This is a genomic window from Variovorax sp. MPBD4-3 (genome assembly GCF_058809745.1).
In genome coordinates, this window is the sequence record NZ_JBXASW010000024.1 from 16,151 (window position 1) to 32,899 (window position 16,749).

The 16,749-nt window shown below is 65.4% G+C and carries 12 protein-coding genes and 1 pseudogene; 11 read left to right on the top strand and 2 right to left on the bottom strand.

All coding sequences use genetic code 11. From position 1 onward, the window contains the following. Positions 1-105: 105 nt before the first annotated feature. A pseudogene (locus AC1RVW_RS16030) lies at positions 106-1,680 on the top strand (IS3 family transposase). A 163-nt stretch (positions 1,681-1,843) separates the two neighbouring features. Here AC1RVW_RS16030 and AC1RVW_RS16035 read toward each other — a convergent pair. Further along, positions 1,844-2,827 (bottom strand): tyrosine-type recombinase/integrase, encoded by a 984-nt coding sequence (locus tag AC1RVW_RS16035; RefSeq protein ID WP_493201038.1) that lies wholly within the window; start codon positions 2,825-2,827, stop codon positions 1,844-1,846. A 779-nt stretch (positions 2,828-3,606) separates the two neighbouring features. On the opposite strand from AC1RVW_RS16035, the gene AC1RVW_RS16040 reads away from it, so the two are divergent. The 3 genes from AC1RVW_RS16040 to AC1RVW_RS16050 all read left to right on the top strand — a co-directional run bounded on the left by AC1RVW_RS16040 (position 3,607) and on the right by AC1RVW_RS16050 (position 8,357). Then, a complete protein-coding gene (locus AC1RVW_RS16040) occupies positions 3,607-4,956 on the top strand; it encodes a dicarboxylate/amino acid:cation symporter (RefSeq protein WP_155742405.1) in 1,350 nt (449 codons plus the stop codon). Positions 4,957-5,131: 175 nt separating this feature from the next. Beyond that, positions 5,132-6,988: a sensor histidine kinase gene (locus AC1RVW_RS16045; protein ID WP_493201040.1), complete on the top strand. Its 1,857-nt coding sequence runs from the start codon at positions 5,132-5,134 to the stop codon at positions 6,986-6,988. After that, positions 6,975-8,357 carry a sigma-54-dependent transcriptional regulator gene (locus AC1RVW_RS16050; protein WP_493201042.1) on the top strand — a complete coding sequence of 461 codons (1,383 nt, stop codon included), beginning with the start codon at positions 6,975-6,977 and terminating at the stop codon, positions 8,355-8,357. Before AC1RVW_RS16045 ends, AC1RVW_RS16050 begins: the two co-directional genes overlap by 14 nt. A 207-nt stretch (positions 8,358-8,564) precedes the next feature. On the opposite strand, the gene AC1RVW_RS16055 is transcribed toward AC1RVW_RS16050, so the two are convergent. Further along, positions 8,565-10,016: an NHL repeat-containing protein gene (locus AC1RVW_RS16055; RefSeq protein WP_493201044.1), complete on the bottom strand. Its 1,452-nt coding sequence runs from the start codon at positions 10,014-10,016 to the stop codon at positions 8,565-8,567. Between the two features lie 308 nt (positions 10,017-10,324). Between AC1RVW_RS16055 and AC1RVW_RS16060 the strand changes: the two genes are divergently transcribed. The 7 genes from AC1RVW_RS16060 (at position 10,325) to AC1RVW_RS16090 (ending at position 16,734) form a co-directional block, all read left to right on the top strand. Continuing rightward, a complete protein-coding gene (locus AC1RVW_RS16060; protein ID WP_106938481.1) occupies positions 10,325-11,107 on the top strand; it encodes a GntR family transcriptional regulator in 783 nt (260 codons plus the stop codon). Between the two features lie 17 nt (positions 11,108-11,124). Further along, complete coding sequence (locus tag AC1RVW_RS16065; protein WP_493201047.1) at positions 11,125-12,327, top strand: ABC transporter substrate-binding protein; 1,203 nt, start codon at positions 11,125-11,127, stop codon at positions 12,325-12,327. Positions 12,328-12,397: 70 nt separating this feature from the next. Beyond that, positions 12,398-13,270 (top strand): branched-chain amino acid ABC transporter permease, encoded by an 873-nt coding sequence (locus AC1RVW_RS16070; protein ID WP_493201048.1) that lies wholly within the window; start codon positions 12,398-12,400, stop codon positions 13,268-13,270. After that, positions 13,267-14,259, top strand: a complete 993-nt coding sequence (locus AC1RVW_RS16075) for a branched-chain amino acid ABC transporter permease (protein ID WP_493201049.1) — start codon at positions 13,267-13,269, stop codon at positions 14,257-14,259. Before AC1RVW_RS16070 ends, AC1RVW_RS16075 begins: the two co-directional genes overlap by 4 nt. Then, entirely contained in the window at positions 14,252-15,013 is a 762-nt protein-coding gene (locus tag AC1RVW_RS16080; protein ID WP_493201051.1) for an ABC transporter ATP-binding protein, read from the top strand. Before AC1RVW_RS16075 ends, AC1RVW_RS16080 begins: the two co-directional genes overlap by 8 nt. Beyond that, entirely contained in the window at positions 15,010-15,720 is a 711-nt protein-coding gene (locus tag AC1RVW_RS16085) for an ABC transporter ATP-binding protein (protein ID WP_106937771.1), read from the top strand. Before AC1RVW_RS16080 ends, AC1RVW_RS16085 begins: the two co-directional genes overlap by 4 nt. Before the next feature lie 39 nt (positions 15,721-15,759). Further along, a complete protein-coding gene (locus tag AC1RVW_RS16090; RefSeq protein WP_493201052.1) occupies positions 15,760-16,734 on the top strand; it encodes a tripartite tricarboxylate transporter substrate binding protein in 975 nt (324 codons plus the stop codon). Positions 16,735-16,749: the final 15 nt, after the last annotated feature.

Genomic DNA, 16,749 nt, shown 5'->3' on the forward strand with positions numbered 1-16,749 from the left:
GCGCGAATGCGAAAGTCACGTGGAGAAATGGGTTGTTGAGAGCTATCGCTGCTGCGGTTGAGGTACTTCACACCCGCTGCTGTACCACTGCGAGCAGCGAGAGGTGTGCCGGATAGAAGGCGTAGAAGACCCAGCGGCTGCGGGGGAGCATACGAAGATCGGATTCGATCCGTTGAGCTCTACATCAAGCTTGGCAAACGCGTCAGACCCACTATCCGTCAGTTGGGTTATCCAACAAAGAATTCCCTGAAGGGCTGGTACAACGAAGACCCGCAGAAGCTCGACTTGCCGACGGGCTTTACGGGCCGAGCAGCCAAGTTCTCGAAGCAACAGAAGGCGGCAGCTATTGAGCATTACCTTGCTCACGACCGCTGCATTGCGGCCACCATGAGGGCAATGGGCTATCCCTGCAGGGGGACGCTAACTGCCTGGAAACGCGAGGCCCTTCCTGTGGCCAGAAGGCCTGTCGTCGGCAGTACGGTGCGACGACGGTATTCTGGGGAACTGATGCAAGCAGGAGTCATGGAGCTCTGCACGCGCGAGAAAAGTGCCCAAGCTGTAGCCGACAAGTTCGGCGTGTGCCGGCCAACGCTGTACAACTGGAAGAATCAACTTCTGGGACGCGAGGCACCCGCATCCATGAGAAGTACCAATCAATCTACGCCGTCGCAAGAGCGCGACGAGCTCGAGCGTCAGGTTGAGTCGCTGCGCCGCGAAGGCAGGCAACTGCGCCTCGAGCAGGACCTCTTGAACAAGGCCCACGAACTGTTAAAAAAAGGCCTGGGCGTCGACCTGCAGCTCCTGTCGAATCGGGAGAAGACACTGCTGATTGACGCCCTCAGGGAGCACTATGATCTGCCAGAGCTCCTTGCACAGTTGGATCTTGCGCGTAGCTCGTACTTCTATCACCGGACCCGTGCAGCGGTGGGCGACAAGTACCTGAAGGTGCGGCAATCCATCACCGACATCTTTGAGTCAAATCACCGCTGCTATGGCTACCGCAGGCTGCAAGCTTCGCTCACCAGACAGGACGTAGCGATCTCCGAGAAGGTTGTGCAGTGGTTGATGAAGCAGGAAAGCCTGGTTGTTCCAAAGCCCAGGAAGCGCAGGTATGCGTCATACCTTGGCGAGATCAGTCCAGCGCCTGAGAACCTCATCAATCGCGACTTCCAGGCCGCGGTCCCCAGCGAGTAATCGCTCACGGACATCACAGAGTTCCAGATCCCGGCTGGCAATGTGTACCTCTCGCCCATCATCGACTGCTTCGATGGAATGGTCGTCAGCTGGACCATTGGAACCAGCCCGGACGCCGAGTTGGTCAACACGATGCTGGACGCAGCCATCGAGACGGTGGCCGACACGGCTGATCGTCTCGTGGTTCAGTCCGATCGGGGCGGCCACTACCGCTGGCCAGGTTGGTTGTCCAGAATGAGCGACGCGAACTTCACGCGCTCGATGTCTCGCAAGGCATGCTCGCCTGACAACGCCGCCTGCGAAGGCTTCTTCGGACGGCTGAAGAACGAGCTGTTCTATCCTCGGAATTGGAAGAACGCCACCATCGAGCAGCTCGTTGAGGCGCTCGACGCGTACATCCGCTGGTACAACGAAAAGCGGATCAAGATCTCGCTCGGCTCTCTCAGCCCGATCGAATATCGGGTGAGCCTTGGACTTGCGGCATAAAAACAGTCCAAGTTTTTATCCGCACCCCCCGTGTGTCAGGATTGCATGGAAATCAACAAGCAATGCCCAAGCGACCCTCCGCGAGTCAGTGAGCGGACGGTTACTACGGGCCCATTCGATCTGCGGGCGGAATCGCGACTTGGCGCACCTCACAAACCTCTACTCAGACCACCTCGACCAAGGCCGGTAGCACCCGTTCGTAGCGCCTCATCTTCCCCGGCTCGATGCCCAGCCATCGGGCTACCTCCTCCGGCGATGTTCCTCGTCGCAATTGCCTAAGGGCAAAGGTGTGCCGCAGTCGGAACGAACCGCCTTCGCGAGAGTTCATGCCGGCGTCCTCGAGCACCTGTCTTGCGCGCTCGTACTGAGAGGGCTTTTGCCATTGCTTGCCGCTGCGCGTGGACGGGAACAGGTATTGTCCCGTTACACCTGACTCTGCTCGCACAGTCAGCCAGTGCCGCAGCAGCTCCGCAGCCCAGGGCGCCACCGGCGTTTCGCGCGCCGGTGAATTGCCGTTTCCAGGCACATGAAGCTTCCACGGTCGCTCGCGTGCGCTGCCGCCTTGCGTGAGAGGCGAGGCGAGCGTCAACGCCCGCACGTCGCCCGGCGTGAGCCCGGCGCCGAGCTGCAAAGCCACGGACACGCGGTTGCGGACTTCCTGCCAGGGCAGCGCTGGCTGAGTTTCTCGCACAGTGCCGGGCCGTGGTCGGGCGGCCGAAAGAAAGGCGATGAGCTGCCCGGCTTCGCTCGGCGAGAGGTACTCCGGCAGCGGATCGGCATGCGAGGCATCTGCATAGCGGACCTCGGGATTGGCCGCCAGCCAGTTTGCCGCAGCCGTGTTGACCTTGGTATCGGTTCGCGCTGCATGGTGGCGGAGCACCCTGTCGATCAGTCGTATCAGCCGCAGTGCATAGCGGGGGGTGAGCGACTGATCCGAGGTCTTGCGACTGAAGCGTGCTGCTTGGAATGCCTGCAGGTCAGCCAGATCCAGGCTGGATAGGCTCACCACAGGGGACTGTCCCAGGCACCAGGCCACAAAGGCTTGCCACATGTCTTGGTAGACGGAAACCGAGCCTTCCTGACGCAGCAGGCCCGAGTCGCGCTGGTCGGAGAGCCAACCCTCGAAAGCTTCCCCGAAGGCAGTCACGTTTCCTGAAGGGTGGGGAGCGTCCGCACAGCGAGGAGGTAGTGGGGCGGCGGCCATGGCTCAGGATGATAAACATACTAACGGCATACATCAACATCGAAGTTGCGCGACTTGCTTTCGGAAAATTGGTTTGTTTTGTGACCGATGCCGTTAGTCTTTTTTTAACTGACTCTATTCAGAGCTTTGGCGGCAGACGAAAGATGGGGCCACGCCGTGAAGGGGAGAGGTTAGGTGCCACTCCAAGACCGCGCTTGTGCTCGACAGGGAACAGCAGTGTCAGTGCCGCTTCGGACAGGCCGCATTCCTGGACGACGATTTCGGCCAAGCTTCTCGAGGTCCGGCAGCTCTCCTTCAGCGCGGCGGTCATCAGCCGCGCTCAAAGGTCGTCGGGGATCTCATCCACACCGAGCGTTCGCCGCGACCAGGATGCAACCCTAGGGTTTGTACTCATCCGTTGATCCGGATGGCCGGACGGCTCGTCACCGCTTCATCCGGGATGTCGGCGCGACAGCGCTCCTTCGTCTGCAGGAGCCCTCGAAAAATCAACGACTTAGCGCATTTCTGCGTGTGCCGGGGCCGTGGCATGTCGATTGCTGAGGAACAAAGCCCGCCGCATGTCCGATGCGAGTCGCGGCCATGACACAGGAGACAGGCCGATGAGCCACATGGGCGAGCTCGTCCCCACGGGCGAGATTGCGCAGCACCCCTGTGCCGTCGCCGACCTTGCCACGCCATGCCTCGCCCCCCGCCGGCCCCCGACAATTTCTAGGAGACCCTCCGTGGACCACCAATCCCAATCCGCATCCAAACCCTTCTACAAGTCCCTGTACTTCCAGGTCATCACCGCCATCGTGCTCGGTGTGCTTCTGGGGCATTTCTACCCGGACACCGGCGCGTCGATGAAGCCGCTGGGTGACGGCTTCATCAAGCTCATCAAGATGATCATCGCCCCGATCATCTTCTGCACGGTGGTGGTCGGCATCGCCGGCATGGAAGACATGAAGAAGGTCGGCAAGACCGGCGGCCTGGCGCTGCTGTACTTTGAGATCGTCTCCAGCATCGCGCTGGTGGTGGGCCTGGTCATCATCAACATCGTGCGGCCCGGTGCGGGCATGAACGTGGACGTGAGCCAGCTCGACACCAAGAGCATCGCGGCCTACACGGGCCCGGGAAAGATGCAGAGCACCACCGACTTCATCCTGAACATCATCCCCAACACGCTGGTCGATGCCTTCGCCAAGGGCGAGATCCTGCAGGTTCTGCTGATTGCCGTGCTGTTCGGCTTCGCGCTGCACCGCTTCGGCGGGCGCGGCACGCTGGTGTTCGACGTGATCGAGAAGGGCTCGCACGTGCTCTTCGTGATCGTGGGCTACATCATGAAGGTCGCGCCCATCGGCGCCTTTGGCGCGATGGCCTTCACCATCGGCAAGTACGGCGTGAGCTCACTGCTGCAACTGGGCCAGCTGATGGCCACTTTCTACGCGACCTGCCTGCTGTTTATTTTCGTGGTGCTCGGGGGCATCGCCAGGGCCCATGGGTTCAGCATCTGGAAGTTCATCAAGTACATCAAGGAAGAACTGCTGATCGTGCTGGGCACGTCGTCCAGTGAATCGGTTCTGCCGCGCATGATGGCCAAGCTCGAGAACCTGGGCGCGAAGAAGTCTGTGGTCGGCCTGGTGGTGCCCACGGGCTACTCGTTCAACCTTGACGGCACGTCGATCTACCTGACGATGGCGGCCGTGTTCATCGCGCAGGCCACCAACACCGACATGACGCTCACGCAGCAGCTCACGCTGCTGGCGGTGCTGCTGCTCACCTCGAAGGGCGCCGCCGGTGTCACCGGGAGCGGCTTCATCGTGCTGGCAGCCACGCTGTCGGCCGTGGGACACGTGCCGGTGGCGGGGCTCGCGCTCATCCTGGGCATCGACCGCTTCATGTCGGAAGCCCGCGCGCTCACCAACCTGATCGGCAACGGCGTGGCCACCATCGTGGTCGCCAAGTGGACCGGCGACCTCGACACCGTGCGCATGCACCAACACCTGAACCAGGAAAGTCCGCTGGAAGCCGACGAGCCCGAGCGTGTGCTCGACGCCACCGAGGCACACATGCCCGCCGGCTCGGTGCGCTGAGCGCCATCGCTGTCGCGCGAGCGGCGAGGAGGCGCGCGACAGCAAGATCAGGCGGCCGTCCGCCCCGATACTCGGTGGTATGCGGTCCGCGGCGAACCTCATCTTTCACTTACTGCCCGCCCGTCACCGGGCAGGCACCGATGCGCGCCCCACGGCCTTGTGCAATAACGCTTCCTTGACTTCAAGGGAGCCGGCCCGGCGCTTCGATTTGCCTTTTGACGATTCCAGACGATGGCGCGGCCTGGCGCGCTGGTGCGGCGCGCTGGCGCTGGTGGCAATGGCCGCCTTCGCAGGCCACCAGTTCGCCATGCAGGCCGGCCTGGCGCGGCTGCGCGAAGCCGCGGACCATCGCCTCGACATGCTCGCGACGGGCCTGGACGCCGACCTGGCCCGCTTCGAGTACCTGCCTGCGCTGCTGGAGATGACCCCGATCGTGCCCGCGCTGCTCGAAACGCCGTCAGACACACACCTGCGCGACGCGGTCAACCGCTACCTCGACGGCGTCAACGCCACCGCGGGCGCGGAGATGCTCTACGTGCTAGACCGCTCCGGCATCTCGCAGGCGGCGTCCGACTGGAACAGGCCCGGTACCACCCTGGGACAGGACCTGTCGTTCCGCCCCTACGTGATCGACGCGCTGAGCCAGGGGCGAGGCCGCTTCTATGGCGTGGGCATCACCAGCAACCGGCCAGGCTACTATCTGTCCTACGCGCTTCGGCGTGGCCAGCCCACGCGTGGTGTGGTGGCCGTCAAGGTCAACCTCGAGGAGGCCGAGCGCGCCTGGCGCAAGCTGCCGGGCGACGTGGCGCTGATCGACCAGCGCGGCGTGGTGATCCTCTCCACGCGCGAAGACCTCAAATTCCGTCCACTGCTGCCGCTCGACGCCCTGCAACGCGCCGAGGTCTTGCGCTCGCGTCCCTACGGCAACGCCACGTTGCAGCCACTGCAGTGGACGCAGAAGCAGGCGCTGGACCGCAACGTCCAGGTGATCGCGCTGGACGGTACCGATCAGCTCGCCTCGGCCAGGCCTCTGCGTGATGCCCCCTGGCAACTGATGGTGCTCGACAATCTGGCGCCGGTGCGGGTGGCGGCGCGCAACACGGCCATCACCGCGAGCCTGGCCATGGCGGTGCTGCTGCTGGTGGCCGTCGCGCTCTTGCAGCGCCGACGCGCGGTGCACCAGAAGCTCGCCAACCAGGCGGCGCTGCAGGCGGCGCATGACACGCTCGAATCGACCGTGGTGGCTCGCACCGCGCAGCTGCGCGCGGCCCAGGGCGAACTGGTGCATGCGGGCAAGTTGGCCGCGTTGGGTCAGATGTCGGTCGGCGTGGCGCACGAACTCAACCAGCCACTCACGGCCATGCGCACTCTCTCCGAGAGCGCCGGCATCCTGCTCGACAGGAACCGGTTAGACGACGTGCGCGGCAACCTGCAGCGCATCTGCGGCATGGTCGACCGGCTCGCTCGCCTGACCTCGCAGCTGAAGACATTCGCGCACCGCAGCGACCTGCCATTGGTGCCGCTGCCGTTGTCGCAGGCCATCGCCGATGCGCAGGCGATGGTGGCCGAGGCCGAGAGGAAGCACCGCATCGGCATCGAGGTCGATGTGCAGCCCGCCACGCTGAGCGTCATGGCCGAGGAGGCGGCGCTGGGCAGCGTGCTGGCCAACCTGATGCGCAATGCCGTCGACGCCATGCAGGAGGCGCCCGTGCGCACACTCAGGCTCGCAGCGCGGCTGGAGGAGGGCCGTGTGATCCTTCGTGTGAGCGATACCGGCACCGGCATCCATCCCGACATCCTGCCGCGGCTGTTCGAACCTTTTGTCACCAGCAAGCCGGCGGGTGCCGGTCTGGGCCTGGGCCTCGTGATCTCGGCACAATTGGTGCGCGCGATGGACGGCACGCTGCGCGCAGCCAACCTGCCGCAGGGCGGTGCCTGCTTCGTGGTCGACTTGCCTGCTGCCATTGCCGTGATCCACAACCCGCCCGGTTCCTTTCCTTCCAATTCCCTTGATTCCAATGCACAGGAGTGATGCCCAAGTGAGCGACAACCCTGCCATCCGTGTGCTGCTGGTGGAGGACGACGAAGACGTCCGCCTGAGCACGGCCCAGGTGCTGGCCCTGGCGGGCTTCGAGGTCGAAGCCTTCGCCAGTGTCGAGCGCGCCCGGGCGCACATCAGTTTCGGCGTTCCGGCGATCGTGATCAGCGACGTGCGCCTGCCGGGCATGAGCGGCACCGAATGGCTGAACGAACTGCACACGGCCGACGCAGAGCTTCCGGTCATCCTGGTCACGGGGCACGGACACATCGCGATGGCTGTGCAGGCGATGCGAGAGGGTGCCTACGACTTCATCGAGAAACCCTTCAGCTCCGAGCGACTGGTGGCCATCGTGCGCCACGCCATCGAACGACGCGAGCTCACGCTGCAGGTGCGCAAGCTGCGCGACGCGCTGGACAACTGGAACGGCATCCAGTCGGTGCTGCTCGGCCGCTCGGCCCAGATGCAGCACGTGCGCCGCACCGTGATGACGCTGGCCGAGACCTCGGCCGACGTGCTGGTCTACGGCGAAACCGGCACCGGCAAGGAACTCGTCGCCCAATGCCTGCATGCGCACAGCGAGCGCCGCCGCCAGCATTTCGTACCCCTCAACTGCGGCGGCCTGCCGGAGGCACTGGCCGAGAGCGAGCTGTTCGGCCACGAAGCCGGCGCCTTCACCAGCGCCAACCGCGCGCGGGTGGGCAAGTTCGAATACGCCAACGGCGGCACGCTGTTCCTCGACGAGATCGAGAGCATGCCGATGCCGGTGCAGATCAAGCTGCTTCGCGCGCTGCAGGAGCGCAGCATCGAGCGCATCGGCTCCAACAAGGCCATTCCCTTCGACTGCCGCGTGGTGGCCGCGAGCAAGGAGGACCTGAAGGAAATGAGCGACCGCCAGAAGTTCCGGGCCGACCTGTACTACCGGCTCGGCGTGGCCTTCATCGAACTGCCGCCGCTGCGCGAGAGGCGCGAAGATATTCCGCTGCTGTTCGAGCACTTCACGCTGCTGGCCGCGAACCGTTACGAGCGCCCGGCGCCAGCGCTGACCAACGCGCAGTTGGCCGACCTGATGGCCTATGCATGGCCAGGCAACGTACGCGAACTGCGCAACGTGGCGGACCGCTTCGTGCTGGGCCTGCTCGGCGAGCGCCTCACGCAGACGCGCGCCACCGGCGACGGCCTGCCGGCGTTGCCGCGTGCGCTGCCGCAGCAAGTCGAGGCTTTCGAGCGCGCGGTGATCGTCGAGGCGCTGCGCAAGCACAAGGGCGACCAGCCCGCCACGGCCGCCGCGCTGGCCATCGCGCGGCAGACGCTGCACGACAAGCTGCGCAAGTTCGACATCCTGGCGGACGATTTCAAGTAGCGCCTTGGTTCGGTCGTGGCTCTGCGGATCAGGACCGTCGGGGTCGCATTTGCTGGCGAGTTCGCGGCTCATGCACTCTCCGCATGCTGCTGACGGCTGCCAAGGCGCCAAGCGAATGGCCAGGACGCTCGACGATCTTCTTGCGCACCAGCCGCCAGGCGCTTCCGCATACAGGATGCGCCCGTCGGCTTCGTGGGAAGGACAGGGTCAGTGGGTGCGCGTGATCCTGCGGATCATGTTGTTCGAGCGATCCGCAACGAACACATCGCCGTTGCGATCGACGGCAACACCCATCGGGTCGCTGAAGCGCGCGTCGTTACCGGGACCGTCCACGTATGCGCCCAGAGAGCTGCCACCGGCCAGCGTCGTCACCTTCTGCGCCGGCGAGATCTTGCGGATGCTGTTGCTGAGCAACTCCGTCACGTAGACGTTGCCGCCGGCATCTATCGCGACGCTGATCGGGAGATTGAACGCCGCCGACGAGCCTGTGCCGTCGATGGAAGCCGACACCCCACTGCCGGCGTATGTCGACACTGTCCCCAGGGGGGTGATCTGGCGAATCACGTTGTTGTTCTGGTCTCCCACGTAGAGGTTGCCCGCGGCATCGATGGCCAGTCCGGTGGGGTAGTGGAACTGCGCGCTCGTCCCGTTGGCATTCACGAATCCCGGCGCGCCCGAGCCAGCGAAGGTCGAAACGACACCCGCGGGCGTGATCTTGCGGATCAGATGATTGCCTTGGTCCGCGACAAAGAGATTGCCGCCGGCGTCCACCACGATGCCCCATGGATACTGGAATTGCGCGCTGGTGCCCGAGCCATCGGCGTTGCCCGCAGCCGTACTGCCCGCAAAGACGCTCACGGCACCTTGGGGCGTGATCTTGCGGATCATGTGATTCTCATAGTCGGCCACATAGATAGTGCCGTCCGCACCGACGGCGGCACCTCTGGGTCCCTTGAAGCTTGCTGCCGTTCCGGCTCCGTCGTCGTGCCCCCCGCTTGGCAGGCTGGAATCGCCGGCGAGCGTCGAAACGACGCCTGCGGGCGTGATACTGCGGATCGTGTTGTTAGCGGTGTCCGCAACGTACATGGTTCCGTCAGGACCGAAGGCGAGCCCATAGGGTCCCTTGAAGCGTGCGCTGGAACTGGCCCCGTCCGCGACGCCCGGCGTCGTGGCGCCCGAGAACACATCGACTTTCGCCGAGACCGCGACCCAGTCACCGCAGACGATCGCAATCGACACCACGTCCGCGATCGCGGTACCAGACGGACCGTTGACGAAACAGACTTCGCCGAAGGGATGGCTCGCGACACCAACGCTGTACGAGGCGCCGGACGTCAGTGCCCTTGAGAACTTGAAGCTCGTGGCACCGCTGGCCACTGAAAGCGAGTCCGCACCGTTGTTCTGAAGTGCCAGCCCTTCGGCGCTCAAGCCCGAGATGGTGCCGCCGATCGTGAATTTGGCGGTCGAGTCGGTGTTGGTTGTGGTCTCGCCGCTGGCAGGCGGATTGCCGCTGTTGCCGCTGCTGCTGGTGTTCCCGTTTGCACCGACGCCCGCGAAGAACGAGCCTCCCCCATTGCTACCACCGCCACATGCTGAAAGCAGCAGCAGCGCGGCAGCGCTCACCGCAGCCAGTGGCCTGTAGTAAGTCCGAATAGTCACTTGTCTTTTCCTCTGATGGTTGTGAGAGCCCCTTACGCGGTGTCTGGCGCCGAGCCAATCCGTCCGGGACTGGGGCCGAAACGAAGCGCATCGACCTCGCCGGTCGCGTCGCATGTGCGTCAGCGCTCCGCCATCGCCTTGCCCACGCGGACTGCGCCTGCCGGACGCTGAACGCCCACGGTTTCACATATCGGTAACAAATAGGAAAACTTTAGGGTGACCGTGCGACTAGTCCGGAAAGCGTTGGCGTTTTAAATGTCCCATTGACAGAACATTGAAACTGCAAAAACATCAAAGGCATGTCGCAAATGCCTTTGCCGAAATACCACCAGATCTATCTGGTCCTGCGTGAGCAGTTGCACGAGGGGCGTTTCGCGGAAGGCCTGCCGGGCGAACTTGCGCTGATGGCGCAGTTCAATGTCGCGCGTGTCACGGTCCGGCGCGCGCTGGAACAGCTGGCCTCGGAGGGCCTGATCGCGCGCAACCCGGGGCGCCGCACGCGCGCACTGGCGCCGCCCGTCGCGGGCGACGGGCCTGAGGGCAAGAGCATGGAGCGTGCCAATCTGCGCGGCCTGCTCGAGAACCTGGTGACCATGGGCCTTCATACCTCCGTCAAGGTGATCGAGGTGGCGACCATCACCGCGTCCACGCAGGTCGCCCAGGCTCTGCAGCTAGACCTCGGCGATCCGGTTCAGAAGGCCGTGCGCGTGCGCTCCACCAAGGAGGGGCCGCTCTCGCACATCACGACCTATGTGCCCGACTCCATCGCACGCCGCTTCGGCCGGCGCGAGCTGTCGAAGAAGCCCATTCTCGTGCTGCTGGAAGAGTCCGGCGTCAAGGTGGGGCGCGCGCACCAGACCATTTCGGCGCGGTTGGCGGACAACGTGCTTGCACAGCACCTGGATGTGTCCGTCGGCTCCGCGCTGCTCGCGGTGCGCCGCCTGATCTACGACGAAGACGAGCGGCCCGTGCAGTGGCTGCACGGCCTCTATCGCCCCGACCGCTACACCTACGAGATGCAGCTCTCCCGCGTGGGCAGCATCGACGCGAAGGTGTGGGTCAGCAAAGACGTGTCAGCCCAGTTCAACTGAAGAAGAAGGAAAGCCCCATGCAGAACCGCCGCAGTTTCGTTTCGCAGTCCGCCGCCCTGGCCACTGCCGTCGCCTTCCCGCTCGTGGCCGGCGCGCAGCCCAAGACCGTCAAGGTCGGTGTGCTGCATCCGGTCACCGGTGCGCTCGCCTATTCCGGCCAGCAGTGCCGCCTGGGTGCGCTCATGGCCATCGAGGACATCAACGCCGCGGGAGGCATCAAGTCGCTCGGCGGCGCGAAGCTCGAGGCGCTGCTGGGCGATGCGCAGTCGCAGCCGCAGGCCGGCGCGGCCGAGGTCGAGAAGATGAACGAAGCCGGTGTCTCGGCCATCGTGGGCGCCTTCGCCTCGGCCATCTGCCTGGCCACCACGCAGGCCGCCGCCAAGTACAACCTGCCGCATGTGGTGGATGTGGGCGTGGCCGACCAGATCGTCGAGCGCGGCCTGAAGAACACCTTCCGCTTCGGTCCCGGCTACAGGAAGTCGACCGAGGTGGCCATGGCCAACCTGCTGGTGCTCAACAAGGCCGCGGGCAGCCCCGCCAAGAGCGTGATGATCATCCACGAGGAGTCGCTGTTCGGCGCTGGCACCGCGCAGCTGCTGTCGCGCGAGCTCCCGGGCTACGGCTTCGAGGTGAAGGAGGTGGTCAAGCATGCCAACCCCACGCGCGACTTCAACAACATCGTGCTGCGCATGAAGTCGGTCAACCCCGACATCGTGATCCCCGCCAACTACTACAACGAATACGCACTGCTGGTGCGCACCATGCAGCAGCAGAAGGTAGTGCCCAAGGCGATCTTCTCGGTGCTGGGCGGCGCCGCGTCGAGCTACAAGTTCGTCAAGGAGTTTCCGGACGCGGCCAACGGCATCATCGACTGCAACCACTGGTTCAATCCGAAGGAAAAGCGCTCGCAGGAACTGCGCAAGCGCGTGGAGGCCAAGGGCCAGTTCTTCAGCTACGAGGTTTTCATGACCTACACCTCGATGTGGCTGCTGGCCGATGCCATCGAGCGCGCGAAGTCGACGGAGCGCGCCGCCATCATCGACGCGCTGGAGAAGAGCACCTTCTCGAATCACATCATGCCGTACGGCCCCACGAAGTTCGTCAACGGACAGAACGAAGGCGCGCAGCCCCTGATGACGCAGGTGGTGAAGAACGACATCAAGGTGATCATCCCGCGCGACTACCGCGAAGTGGACCCCGTCTTCCCGCTGAAGGCTTGAGCCGAGGGGCCGGCACCGCATGGCGGGCGGCCTTCATGAAGAGACAAGAAGCCAAGCACCAGCCAGCCACATGCCAGACATCAACATTCTTTTCCCCTCGGTCCTCAACGGACTGACGACAGGCGCCGTGTACGCCCTGATCGCCGTGGGACTCACGCTCATCTACGGCGTGTTGCACATCATCAACTTCGCCCATGGCGCAAGCCTGATGCTGGCGCTGTACACCGTGTACTTCCTGAAGGAGCGCTGGGGCATCGATCCCTACATGGCCTTGCCCATCGCCATCGTCGGCATGTTCGCACTGGGCTACGCGCTGCAGCGCGTCGTCATCAACAAGGCAGGCCACGGCAAGGACGAGAACATCCTGCTCGCCACGTTGGGCATCGCCATCGTCATGGAGAACCTCGCGCTGCTGTTCTTCAAGTCCGACACCCGCAGCATCGAGACCGCCTATTCGCTGAGCACCGTGGCCATCGGCCCCGCCATGATCGCGGTGCCCAAGCTTGTCGCCTTTGCCGGCGCACTGGTGGTCTCGGGCATCCTGTTCTGGATCATGGGCCGCACCGACCTGGGCCGTGCCATTCGCGCCGTCGCCAAGGAGAAAGAGGGCGCCAAGCTCATGGGCATCGACGTCGACCACGTGTACGCAATGAGCTTCGGCATCGGCCTGGCCTGCCTCGGCGCGGCCGCTTGCTTCCTGCTGCCCGCGTACTACGTCAACCCGCAGGTCGGCAGCGGCTTCGTGCTCGTGGCCTTCACCATCGTCGTGCTCGGCGGCATGGGCAGCTTCGTGGGCGCGCTCATCGGCGGCTTCCTCGTGGGCGTGGTCGAGTCGCTCGGCGGCCTGTACCTGGGCGAGTCGCTCGGGCAGATCGGCATCTTCGCCATCTTCATCGGCGTGGTGCTGTTCCGCCCGCAGGGCATGTTCGGAGCCAAGGCATGAAAGCGGGAATCAACGCCGGATACAGACAGCTCGCAGCCATCGCGCTCTTTGCCGTGGTCGTCGGCTGCGTGCCTCTGGTCACCCAGTCGGGCGTCATGCTGAACTTCGTGATGATGGCGCTCTACGCCACGCTCATCGCGCAGGCCTGGAACATCCTCGGCGGTTTTGGCGGGCAGTTCTCCTTCGGGCACGCACTGTTCTTCGGCACCGGCGCCTACATCCAGGCCATCGCACAGCTGCAGGGTGGCATCAACGCGTGGGTCGCGCTGCCGCTGGCGGTGGCCGGTGCCGCGGTGGTGGGCCTTTTCGTCGGCGCGCTCACCTTCCGCTATGGCCTGAAGGGCTCCTACTTCGCGCTGGTCACGCTGGCCTTCGCCGAGGTGTTCCGCATCGTCGCGACTTCGGTGCCCTTCACCGGCGGTGGCGTCGGCCTCATGGTGCCGCTGCGCGAAGCGGTGGGCAACATGCAGTTCGCGTCGCGCGCGGGCTACCTGTGGGTGGTGCAGGCAATGGTGGTCGTGGCGCTGCTCGTGACCTGGTGGCTGCGCAACGGCCGCTTCGGGGCCTACCTGCAGGCGGTGCGCGACAACGAGGACGCCGCGCGCGCCGTGGGCGTGAATCCGTTTCGCGTCAAGCTCGCGGCCATCGGCCTGTCGGCCGCCTTCATGGGCGCGGCCGGCGCGTTCTACGTGCAGGTGTTCCAGTACATCGACGCGGGCATCGCCTACGGCTCCGTCACCTCGGTGGAGGCGCTGGTCGCGGCCATCGTGGGCGGCATGGGCACGCTGTGGGGGCCGGTGCTGGGCGCGGCCGTGCTGCATCTGCTGTCGGACCTCACGCGCAACCTGTTCGGCGAGCTGCCGGGCATCAACATGGTCATCTACGGCACGGTGCTCGTGCTGATCGTGATCTTCCTGCCGCGCGGCGTGGCGGGGCTGGGCCTGTCGGTGCGGCAGTTGTGGAAGGCGAAGGGAGAGCGCAATGACTGAGCCCTTGTTGAAACTCGACGGCATCTCGCGCTCCTTCGGCGGCCTGAAGGCCGTGCAGGACGTGAGCCTGGCCGTCACGCAGGGCAGCCTCACGGCGCTGATCGGTCCCAATGGCGCGGGCAAGACCACGCTGTTCGCGCTGATGTCCGGCTTCCTGAAGCCCGACACCGGCAGCGTGCGCTTCGCCGGGCAGGACATCACCGGCCACGAGCCGCACAGCAATGCGGTGCTCGGCATGACGCGCACCTTCCAGATCGTGAAGCCCTTCGCCGCGCAGACCGTGCGCGAGAACATCGCCGTGGGCGCGCACCTGCACGTGCGCAACCGCGCCGAGGCACTGCGCAACGCCGAGGCGGTCGCGCAGCGCGTGGGCCTGGCGCCGCAGCTGGACAAGGCCGCATCGGACCTCACCGTGGCCGGCCGCAAGCGCCTGGAACTCGCCCGCGCGCTTGCCACGCGCCCCCGCCTGCTGTTGCTCGACGAAGTGCTCGCAGGCCTCAACCCGCAGGAGATCGCCGAGATGATGCCGGTGGTGCGCGGCATCGCCGACAGCGGCGTGACCGTGCTGATGATCGAACACGTGATGCAGGCCGTGATGAACCTCGCCGAGCACGTATGGGTGCTGGCGCAGGGCCGGCTCATCGCCGAGGGCAACCCGGCGCAGGTGACTTCCGACGACCGGGTCGTCGAGGCGTACCTGGGCCACGGCACGGCGGCGCGGCTGCGCAAGGCCGCTGCGGGAGCATCCGCATGAGCGCGCTGCTCGACATCCAGGGCCTGCGCGGCGGCTATGGCCGCGTAGAGGTGCTGCGCGGCGTCGACCTGCAGGTCGACGCCGGCGAGATGGTCGCGCTGCTCGGCAGCAACGGCGCGGGCAAGTCGACCCTGAACAAGGTGGTCTGCGGGCTGGTGCCCGCATGGAGCGGCAGCGTGCGCTTCGACGGCAAGGACCTGAGCGGTGCGCACTACCGCGACGTGGTCAAGGCCGGCCTCATCCAGGTGCCCGAAGGGCGCAAGGTGTTTCCCAACCTCAGCGTGCTGGAGAACCTGGAGCTCGGCTCCTTCACGCGCGCACGCGCACGCCGCGCGGCCAACGTCGAGAAGATGTTCCACATCTTCCCGCGCCTGCGCGAACGCATGGCGCAGCACGCCGGCACCATGAGCGGGGGCGAGCAGCAGATGCTGGCCATCGCGCGCGGGCTCATGGCCGAGCCGGTGCTGCTGATCCTCGACGAACCCTCGCTCGGCCTGTCGCCGCTGCTGGTGGAAGAAATGTTCACGCTCATTCGCGAGTTGCGCGACGGCGGCCTCGCGGTGCTGCTGGTCGAGCAGAACGTGGGCCAGTCGCTGGAGATCGCCGACCGCGCCTACGTGCTGGAGAACGGCAGCGTGCGCTTCTCCGGCAAGCCCGATGCGCTGATGCGCAGCGACGAGCTGCGGCGTGCGTACCTGGGCCTGTGAGCCCACCGAGCCCTTCAAGAAATACAAGGAGACCTCCCGATGAAACGCCGTGACATCCTCATCGCGCCCCCCGCACTGGCCGCACTGGCCGCGCTGGCCTTTGCCGCCGGCGCCCATGCGCAGGTCGGCAACGCGCCCGTGCGCATCCTCGTCGGTGCGCCCGCCGGCGGCTCGACCGACACGCTCGCGCGCTCGCTGGCCGTCAGCATGGGCCCCGCCCTGGGCCGCACCGTGATCGTCGAGAACAGGCCCGGTGCGGGCGGCAACATCGCCGCCGACGCGGTCGCCAAGGCCGCGCCCGACGGCAATACGCTGCTGCTGAGCTTCACCAGCCACGCCATCAATGCCACGCTGTACCCCACGCTGCCTTTCGACCCGGTGAAAGACTTCACCGCGCTCACCTGCGTGGCCACCTCGCCGTCCATCCTGGTGGCCAGTCCCAGCCTGCCGGTGAAAGACGTGCGCGAGCTCATCGCGCTGGCCAAGGCCAGGCCCGGACAGCTCAATTTCGCCATCGGCGCGGTGGGCTCCTCGCTGCACATGGCCGGCGAGGCCTTCAAGATGCAGTCGGGCGTGGACATCGTGAACATCCCCTACAAGGGCACCGCGCCCGCCGTGCAGGATCTGCTCGCCGGCCAGGTGCAGCTGATGTTCGCGGCGGTAGGCAACGTCAAGGCACACATCCAGGCGGGCAAGCTCAAGGCGCTGGGCGTGACCACCGCGAAGCGCCTGCCCGCGTTCCCCGACGTCCCGGCCATCGCGGAGGCCTTGCCGGGCTACGAGTCGAGCGCGTGGTTCGGGCTGTTCGGCCCGGCGCGCCTGCCCTCCGACGTGGCGCGCAAGCTCAGCGACGCGGCGCGCCATGCGCTGCAGCAGCCCGACATGCTCAAGCGGCTGGACACCGAGGGTGCCGTAGCGGTCGGCAACTCGCCCGAGCAGTTCGCCGCGTTCGTGCAAAGCGAGATCCCGCGCTGGGCCAAGGTCGTCAAGTTCTCAGGAGCCAAGCCGGAATGAGCGCTTCCGCAGCAA

Bases quoted from the DNA above. Each gene is read 5' to 3' on its own strand.
- AC1RVW_RS16090 (WP_493201052.1), top strand. From the start codon at position 15,760: ATGAAACGCCGTGACATCCTCATCGCGCCCCCCGCACTGGCCGCACTG.
- AC1RVW_RS16060 (WP_106938481.1), top strand. From the start codon at position 10,325: ATGCCTTTGCCGAAATACCACCAGATCTATCTGGTCCTGCGTGAGCAG.
- AC1RVW_RS16085 (WP_106937771.1), top strand. From the start codon at position 15,010: ATGAGCGCGCTGCTCGACATCCAGGGCCTGCGCGGCGGCTATGGCCGC.
- AC1RVW_RS16080 (WP_493201051.1), top strand. From the start codon at position 14,252: ATGACTGAGCCCTTGTTGAAACTCGACGGCATCTCGCGCTCCTTCGGC.
- AC1RVW_RS16070 (WP_493201048.1), top strand. From the start codon at position 12,398: ATGCCAGACATCAACATTCTTTTCCCCTCGGTCCTCAACGGACTGACG.
- AC1RVW_RS16075 (WP_493201049.1), top strand. From the start codon at position 13,267: ATGAAAGCGGGAATCAACGCCGGATACAGACAGCTCGCAGCCATCGCG.
- AC1RVW_RS16050 (WP_493201042.1), top strand. From the start codon at position 6,975: ATGCACAGGAGTGATGCCCAAGTGAGCGACAACCCTGCCATCCGTGTG.
- AC1RVW_RS16065 (WP_493201047.1), top strand. From the start codon at position 11,125: ATGCAGAACCGCCGCAGTTTCGTTTCGCAGTCCGCCGCCCTGGCCACT.